Annotated in this window: 1 protein-coding gene; it reads right to left on the reverse strand. The window is 53.4% G+C overall.

Translation table 11 applies throughout. The features are described 5' to 3' along the window. Nucleotides 1-443 (reverse strand): DnaJ domain-containing protein (locus tag V6C16_RS14505; RefSeq protein ID WP_333543593.1); only part of this gene is annotated, 443 nt, incomplete at its 3' end. Between the last annotated feature and the right edge of the window lie 379 nt (nucleotides 444-822).

Raw genomic sequence — 822 nt, forward strand, 5'->3', positions numbered from 1 at the left:
CGGGACGAAAAACCGCCGAAGGGGTCAGGGCCAAACTGCGTACGGCCTCCGTCCTGTCCGCCAAAAGAACCGCTCTGCCCGCCGAACTGTGCGCCCCGCGCGCCGCCGAACAGGGTTTCAAAAAAATCTGAAAAGCCCGATCCGTCAAAGCTTTTACCGTTGAAGGTAAAGTGGACGTTTTCAAAGCCGGGTTCACCCTGAAACTGCTGGCCGTGCTGCCAGTCGGGACCAAGCTGATCGTAAAGCCTGCGCTTTTCTGCGTCTTTGAGGACCTCGTGGGCCTCGTTGATTTCTTTAAATTTTTCCTCTGCCTGCTTGTCGCCGGGATTCAGGTCGGGGTGGTATTGGCGCGCCAGCTTTTTGTAGGCTTTGGAAATTTCCTCAGCCTTGGCCGTGCGATCCACTCCCAGAAGTTTGTAATAGTCTTTGTAGGATACTGACATTCTGCGCTCCCCCGTGCGAATCGTGCTGTCGAGCGCGGCCCCTGTGCGGGCGCGCTTCGGAGCCGCAGACCTTTTTGCGGCTGTGGCTCAATATGCAAGAATAAGGCCGTTTTATGCAAGGTCAATGCCTGCCTTGGAAAAACAATATACATTTTTAGGCAAAAAGCCAAAGGGGCAGCTTTGGGTTTGCCGGAAAAAGGCTTTATCTGTTCAGGACTGGCCTTACAAAAAATTGTGTGAGGGAAGCGCTTTCTAGAGCAATTTCACTTTGAAATTGCTCTGGCGGCTGCGCGAGCAGACGCCCGCCGCGAAGGCGTAAGCGCAATTTATTTGCGCGGTTAAACGCCGAAGCGAGCGTGTTTTAAACTTTGAGAATGTA

The organism is Desulfovibrio sp. 1188_IL3213 (genome assembly GCF_036763145.1).
Classification (GTDB): domain Bacteria; phylum Desulfobacterota; class Desulfovibrionia; order Desulfovibrionales; family Desulfovibrionaceae; genus Desulfovibrio.